Consider the following 7,635-nt stretch of genomic DNA (forward strand, 5'->3'; position numbering starts at 1 on the left):
AACCGACGCGGCATCACCACCCGCCGGGCCGGATCCTGCGACTCCGACAGCAGCCCATCAGCCACCGCGTGCCGATACACACACCGCAACGCCGCGATACAGTGCTCCACCGCACTCCGCCCACCCCGCGCGTTGCGCCGCAGCACCCGCTGAGACCGCACCCACTCAGCCAACTGCTTGACCTCCGACGCGGTGGGCTCATCCAACCGCCGAGAACCCCACACCTCCAACACCCGCTTCCAATACGAGCCATACACCCGCCTAGTGCCCACCGACACCGCCCGCTGCACCACCGGCACATACTCAGCAAACGTCGGCACCACACACGACTCCACCCCAGACCCCACCAGATCCTCCGGCGCCACCCCCATCCGCGCCAACACCAACCGAGCCGCCTCCACGTCGGCACGACTCGGCGCACCAGGTTGATCATTCTGAGCGTTCACTCGGCCTCACCCCACACGCGCTCGTGCACCGACGAGAGCACCCCGTCGAGGACGGTCAGGGAATACACCGTCAACCGTCCCCGCGCGGGTTCGGCCACCAGCAGCACACGATCACCCGCACCCAACGCGCACCACCGGCGCACCGGCGCGGGCAACGGCACGTGACACCGGCGGGACAGCCGAAACACCCCGCCAGCATCGGCCTCGATCAACACGACGCCCTCGACCACCCGGATCGCCAACCGTTGCCCCGGCCGCCACCCCAGCGCCGCGATCACCGCCGATTCGGCCAACCGGCCACGATCGTCCAGCGCCACGATCCGGTAGCACCGCGAGCTCCGCCTCCGCAGGGCGGGCAGCACCGCCAACGGCATCGCCCGCACAGCCCGCGCCGAGCCAGCCCCACCACCGATATCCGCACGAGCACCGGACACGGACGGCGCCAGGCCGGGAACCACCGACTCAGACACACACCTCACCCCCGGGACACCAGCACCGGGAGCAGGACACAAAACAACGGCCGACGCGACACCACGCGCCAGCCACCAAGAAACGAAGAAAAAGACTCACACACTGTGGGAGGGATCCCACACCACGGTGTCGGAGGGGGGACTTGAACCCTCCAGCCAGGGAAATTTCCCCACCTTGGGGAAATCATACCGAGACCCTAACAGACCATCGCCCTGGCACACACGGGGAGCACTACTTTCGACGTCGCGAACGATTGCTCGTACGTCGACACCATCAGCTCAGCAGCAGAGATATCGGCAGTGGAGTCTCCGCTGCCATGACGGAATCTTGCGAAGGTCTCGGATCATTTCCGGGATTCGGCCAGAGGATGCTGCTCGCCGGTGAGTGCCACCAAAGCGGTGGCGATATCGGCGAGATCAGCACGAATATACGTGGTGGTCGCACTGGCGTGACTGGAGTCGGTGTGCCCGGCCCAGGCACGAGCGGTGGCGTAGCCGAAGTGGCGCTCGGCCCACGTGAGGGTGGTGTGCCGCAACCAGTGGGTGCTGACCTGCTGCGTGGCCACCCACGGCAGATGCTGGCCCAGCCGGTGCCAGAGATGGTCGTAGCGCCGCCGAGTCAACGGTTTTCCCGAGCGGTACCGCAGCAGGGCGTCCTCGGAAGTCTCGGCACCGCGTTGCTCGGCGTGGTCACGAAGATGGCGCGCGAGCGTCGGGGAGACAGGCTGCCAGCGTACGGTATCGTTTTTCTCCCGCAGCAGAACCACACACTGCGTCTCATCCAGATCGGCAAGGGTTAAGGCCAGCGCCCCTCCCCTACGGCAGGCGGTCTCGGTGTGCAACCGCAGCAACAGCGTGTCCAGCATCGGGTCGTTGCCGGTCTGACCGGCCACCCGGTTGATCGCGGACATGCTCTCGTCCGATAGTCCACGCCGCGTACTCGGCAACCGCCGGGGCTTTCGCACCCGCAGGGCGGGGTTGTCCGCCTCGTCGAGCAGCCCGTCGGCCACCGCGTGACTGTATATGCACCGCAATGCCGAGATCAGGTGCTCCACCGCGCAGCGACCGCCACGTGTGTTGCGCCGGTGCACGACCTGGCCACGGATATGCTCGGCGAGCTGGCGAATCTCCGAGGGGGTGGGCTCATCCAGCCGGCGCTCTCCCCACTCACGTACGACCCGATTCCAGTACGACCGATACGCCCGAGAAGTCCCCACCGAAACAGCCTCGGCCACCCGGGGAACGTACTCGGCGAACACAGGCACCGTCTCCCGCTGACCTGGTGCGTTGACGAGCTCCTCCGGAGAAACGCCCATCCGGGTCAACACCAGCCGCGCTGCCTCCACCTCAGCCGGATGATGACCGGTGTCCGGACTGAGTGCGTCGTAGGAACTCACAACGCCTCCCCCGACTCCTGGCCATCATGAGCTGCGTGATGCTGTGCGAGCATCGCCTCCACCGTCGACATCGTGTGCACGATGAGCACTCCGTACTCGGCGGAGCCCGCCAACAACACACGATCTCCGGGACGAATCGCGCACCGCTCACGCAGCAAACTCGGAATCGGCGCTCTCCCTCGTTCGGCAACCGCGAGTTCACCGTCCACACAGCTCCAAACGATCACCGCGTTCCCAGAGCACCACGCCCGAACACGGTCACCGGTTCGCCAGCCCAAAGCCCGCAGCACACCACGCTCACTCACCCGGCCACTCGCATCAACAGCCGCGATCCCATAGGTCATCGAGCTCGTACCGGTCGACGACAACGCCGCCACCGGAAGCCGCGGAACCCGACCACCAGTCGGCCTTCTCACCGGAACAAGGCCCTCAACAACACGCTCCGCTCGGGATTTCGACGACACGACCTCCCCCCTTCCGCAGCACACTCGCTATCGCGCACCCTGGGGTTCACCACGTCCGCAACGGAACCAATCACGCGCCGAGCGAGCGTGCCACACGCCCTACGCTCACGTCCGATTTTGCTTCGGAGTCCGATCAATTCCGCAGATCGTCTCCGAGGCTCACTAGCATCGGCTCGAGACTCTGCTGCCGGTTTGCGCTGTCAGCAGGACAGGCCCGAAACCGTTGTTGCTCGCTCGAGAGTGCGAGGAGGCCGTTCGTGTGATCCACCGGCGTCCAGAGAGATGAGCTGTGCAGAAGCTGTGGTTCGGGCCGAGCTGATCCTGCCGAGCGGGGCGGCTGTTCTCGACATCGCGGACTTTCCCACATCTGCATAAAAGGGCAGTTCGATAACCGTTCCCTTCGCGGTCAAGCGAGGCACAACCGGGGCGAAGTATCACCCGATCTGCAACGACGTCAGTGTTTCCTTGACAAGGAAGCTTATTGACGACGCTCGTCCGGTCCGGCCACCAGACCGCGTAGCAGCCAGAGTTCACACGCTGCTCGAGGCCAACACGACCATGCGGCTACACGAACTACGCCTTCGATGACAGACTGATCGTCGATGCCCCTCCTCGTATCTTCCGATGTCGCGACAAGTAAGCACTCCACAAGATCACAAAACGGTAACCCACTCTGATTTTCCCAGCACAAAAAGGGGATTCCCCGCGCAAGCGGGGGTGAGCCGGGCGACATCACCAGCAAGGAAGCCAAGGACGGGGATTCCCCGCGCAAGCGGGGGTGAGCCACCGGTCGTCCGCTGCCCGACTACCCGCCCGCCGGGATTCCCCGCGCAAGCGGGGGTGAGCCCCACGCGGCCAACCGCACCCAGCACGAGATCGAGGATTCCCCGCGCAAGCGGGGGTGAGCCCAGAACCTGCAGGACATGTCGCAGGCGTTCGTGGGATTCCCCGCGCAAGCGGGGGTGAGCCTAGCCACGGGCAATAGGGGTGATTTCGGAGTCTGGATTCCCCGCGCAAGCGGGGGTGAGCCCACGCTCTCGGTCTCGGCGCGGATCTGCTCGGGGGATTCCCCGCGCAAGCGGGGGTGAGCCCAGACAGAGAGGAGGTGACCACACATGACGGGAGGATTCCCCGCGCAAGCGGGGGTGAGCCTGATGCATAGGTCCATAGCTCTTTCTCTCTTTCGGATTCCCCGCGCAAGCGGGGGTGAGCCACCGCGGCGCAGGTCGTGGAATTTTTGAGCGATGGATTCCCCGCGCAAGCGGGGGTGAGCCCTCGACGTGCCGAGTTCCACACCTTCCTGCCCTGGATTCCCCGCGCAAGCGGGGGTGAGCCCGAGATCACCCATGTGATCGGCACCGAGCATCCGGATTCCCCGCGCAAGCGGGGGTGAGCCTCGGGGATCCACTGCTCGTGGATCTGAGCGATGGGATTCCCCGCGCAAGCGGGGGTGAGCCCGGCGGATGGATGTCTGATGATGCTGAAGGATCGGATTCCCCGCGCAAGCGGGGGTGAGCCCCAGATCCGATCAGGACTCGCGTCGCGCTGCTGGGATTCCCCGCGCAAGCGGGGGTGAGCCCGAGATCACCCATGTGATCGGCACCGAGCATCCGGATTCCCCGCGCAAGCGGGGGTGAGCCGCGGGGGCCGGTGCGCGTCGCGGCCGCCGCGGTGGATTCCCCGCGCAAGCGGGGGTGAGCCCCCCGTCGCGGGTCAGGGAGCGCTGTGCTCCGGGGATTCCCCGCGCAAGCGGGGGTGAGCCTCACATTCTACTGACGGGGGTTACTCGTTCCGGGGATTCCCCGCGCAAGCGGGGGTGAGCCTCCTCCACATCGCGATCCGACAGGAACGTTCCCGGATTCCCCGCGCAAGCGGGGGTGAGCCCACCATGACCGAGACCTACGACATCGACGGCCAGGATTCCCCGCGCAAGCGGGGGTGAGCCTCGCTTCACCGAAGCGGCGCACGAGGTGGACGCGGATTCCCCGCGCAAGCGGGGGTGAGCCCCGACCCGCCGCGCCGGGCCACCACGACCACGGGGATTCCCCGCGCAAGCGGGGGTGAGCCGCACGCGAGGCGAGTGGTCAGAGTCTCCGTGCAGGATTCCCCGCGCAAGCGGGGGTGAGCCCTGGGTACAGCCCGCGCACGCTGATGGACGTGCGGATTCCCCGCGCAAGCGGGGGTGAGCCGGAGTAAGCCGTGGCCACCAGCGAATCCCCGGAGGATTCCCCGCGCAAGCGGGGGTGAGCCCTTGCCTACGGCATGGCGGTGACGGCATGACCAGGATTCCCCGCGCAAGCGGGGGTGAGCCTCAGTGACGCGGGCATCATGCCACGGAGGTAATGGATTCCCCGCGCAAGCGGGGGTGAGCCACCAGCGCACGGGGTGATCCACCGGGCGATCCTGGGATTCCCCGCGCAAGCGGGGGTGAGCCTGGATCTCTAGCTTTGATCGCGACATGCAAAAGGGATTCCCCGCGCAAGCGGGGGTGAGCCGCACGCCGGGGACGCGGCCACCTGCGGGCGGGAGGATTCCCCGCGCAAGCGGGGGTGAGCCGTCGCTGCTGCTGTATCCGATGCCGCATCGCGCGGATTCCCCGCGCAAGCGGGGGTGAGCCCTCGGAGGCCACGGGGCGGGGAACTGGTTTCCCCGGATTCCCCGCGCAAGCGGGGGTGAGCCAGCCAGGCGCGCACGTGATCAGCGGTGATGTCGGGATTCTCCGCGCAAGCGGGGGTGAGCCCCTGAACATGCCCCATCTCCTCCTCGGAGACCTGGATTCCCCGCGCAAGCGGGGGTGAGCCGTGTACCCGTTCGACCGGCGCTTCCCCTCTACCGAATTCCCCGCGCAAGCGGGGGTGCGCATGTTTTTCGATCCATATTGAAGCTTTAGCGGATCTTTCACCACAAGCTAGTTGAACCCAGTGTCGGCACCGACGATCATCGGATCATCGCGGTTCCCCACTCACGTGGGGATGGGCCCAACAGTCCGATGCTCCACTGAGTTTGGTGACGTCGAGCGCGGTGATGCGCTCGTCAGCAGACGAGCAGCATCGTAGAGAGCAGGTCGCTGCTCCTCATCCATAAAGAAGTTGGGCGCGGTCATGACGTTTCCGGACGGACCGACATGGTCTCGACATAGCGGCGCGCTGTGCGGCGGCTGGTGCGGCAAGGTCGCGGTTGACCAGCAGGAAACAACCCTGTATCCAGCCGCGATAAGCGTGTCGACGAGTGTGCCCCTGGCTGCGGTCACCGTTCGGAGTGTCGGTGCCCCCGGCATCGAGGAAGCCCAGAAGCTGTATCCAATCCGAAGACCTGTACCCCTCGAGTTCGTCATGGCGCGCTCCCCCACCAGTTTTCGAGGCGCAAGGCCGATGTCGGATTCGGCCAGACACTCCAACGCCATGTCCAGCGTGCCCATCCTCCTCGGCACGGCCGTGACCACCAGTCAACGGTGGGTCACCGACATGGAACGTGTCGGCGTAAACGGCTTCACCATCACCACCAATATCGACCTCGGGATCGGCAATACCACCGCGCTCGACGCCGCACGCACAGTACGATCGTGGACCCAGCTTCCCGTGGCCGTCAGCGGCGGTTTCAGCGCAACAGACGACAGCGCGTTCACCAGCCCCGACTGGGACATCCTCACCGCCGGGCGGAGCATCACCGACGCTACTGTCCCGGCCGGCGCAGCCGCGCGCATCCTCGAACTCGCCCACTCCACCGAAAGGCACTCATAAAGATAGGACCCATCCACCAAGACGACATCCCGGCGATCCTCGAGCTCACCGACCTCGGGGCGCCCTACGTGCGGGCTCGCACCTCGTCCGACTACTGGCTTTACGCCAATCTCTTCTCCACAACCTGCCCCGTGGCCGACGACAACGGCCAACTCCTCGGCGCGATCATCGCTTTCCGTAGCCAGGACCACCCGGACAACCTGTACATCCAAGACGTGATCACCGACCCGGATCACCGCCGACAGGGCATCTCTACAGCGCTGCTCCAGGCAGTGCGAGATGCCGGCCGCCGATTCGGGTGCCAACGTCTCTATCTGACATCGGAGCCCGACAACACCACCGCACACGCCACCTGGACCCACATGGGGTTCGTCAACATTCCCGGCGACCATACCGTCAACGGTGTCGAAATCATCTCCGACTACAAGGGAGCAGGCAAGCACCGAGCCGTATACGAACTGCGGCTGCACAGCACCGCCGTGAATTGACCAATGAGCGTTGGAACGTCAGCCTGATCCCCACGGGGCCACCTGACCAGGGGTGAAGCGAAACGCATAGCCGATACTGAAAAACGCCGAAGGAATCGGCATGCCTGGCTGGTTGCTTCTCACGAGCTCTGGTTGATCTCTGCCGACCACTGGGTCTGTTTACGAAGTTGGAACCAGTCGTTGATGGCGACGATGGTCGCGGTGCCTTCGTGGCAGACGGCGAGTCTGTCGTACCTGACGACCACGGCGCGGTGATGGTGCAGTCTCACCGAGTCATCCGACCACGAGACCGCGTAGCAACCAGTGTCCACACGCTGCTACGAGACCAGCACGACCATGCTGCTACACCAACCACGCTATCGATGGCAGACTGATCGTCGATGCCCCTCCCCACACCTTCCGACGTCCCGGCAAGCGAGCACCCCACAAGATCACAAAACGATAACCCGCTCTGATTTTCCCAGCACAAAAAGGGGTTTCCCCGCGCGAGCGGGGGTGAGCCGGGGTGCCCAACGCCGATCAGTACGTGATCTGGGGTTTCCCCGCGCGAGCGGGGGTGAGCCCTGCGGGCCATGTTCACCCCGTCCGGCGGTGGCGGTTTCCCCGCGCGAGCGGGGGTGAGCCCGGCGG

Annotated in this window: 5 protein-coding genes, 1 pseudogene and 1 CRISPR repeat array; of the genes and pseudogenes, 2 read left to right on the forward strand and 4 right to left on the reverse strand. The window is 65.7% G+C overall.

The window, feature by feature from the left end; all coding sequences use genetic code 11:
- From BLQ75_RS24365 to BLQ75_RS22760, 3 genes and pseudogenes are all read right to left on the reverse strand, one after another.
- Positions 1-206 (reverse strand): annotated as a pseudogene (locus tag BLQ75_RS24365) (site-specific integrase); the annotation flags it as partial.
- A gap of 236 nt (positions 207-442) precedes the next feature.
- Positions 443-916 (reverse strand): AbrB/MazE/SpoVT family DNA-binding domain-containing protein, encoded by a 474-nt coding sequence (locus tag BLQ75_RS22755; protein WP_139183082.1) that lies wholly within the window; start codon positions 914-916, stop codon positions 443-445.
- 344 nt (positions 917-1,260) lie between these two features.
- Complete coding sequence (locus tag BLQ75_RS22760) at positions 1,261-2,313, reverse strand: tyrosine-type recombinase/integrase (RefSeq protein ID WP_092604718.1); 1,053 nt, start codon at positions 2,311-2,313, stop codon at positions 1,261-1,263.
- 1,160 nt (positions 2,314-3,473) lie between these two features.
- A CRISPR array of direct repeats spans positions 3,474-5,639; the repeat unit is 28 nt; unit sequence GGATTCCCCGCGCAAGCGGGGGTGAGCC.
- A 227-nt stretch (positions 5,640-5,866) separates the two neighbouring features.
- Between BLQ75_RS22760 and BLQ75_RS23230 the strand changes: the two genes are divergently transcribed.
- Entirely contained in the window at positions 5,867-6,517 is a 651-nt protein-coding gene (locus BLQ75_RS23230) for a beta/alpha barrel domain-containing protein (protein ID WP_170837651.1), read from the forward strand.
- A 68-nt stretch (positions 6,518-6,585) separates the two neighbouring features.
- Complete coding sequence (locus tag BLQ75_RS22765; RefSeq protein ID WP_280137869.1) at positions 6,586-7,005, forward strand: GNAT family N-acetyltransferase; 420 nt, start codon at positions 6,586-6,588, stop codon at positions 7,003-7,005.
- A 119-nt stretch (positions 7,006-7,124) separates the two neighbouring features.
- Here the strand turns inward: BLQ75_RS22765 and BLQ75_RS23695 are convergent, their stop codons facing one another.
- Entirely contained in the window at positions 7,125-7,274 is a 150-nt protein-coding gene (locus BLQ75_RS23695) for a hypothetical protein (protein WP_170837652.1), read from the reverse strand.
- Positions 7,275-7,635 lie beyond the last annotated feature (361 nt).

This window comes from Actinopolyspora xinjiangensis (genome assembly GCF_900104475.1).
Classification (GTDB): domain Bacteria; phylum Actinomycetota; class Actinomycetes; order Mycobacteriales; family Pseudonocardiaceae; genus Actinopolyspora; species Actinopolyspora xinjiangensis.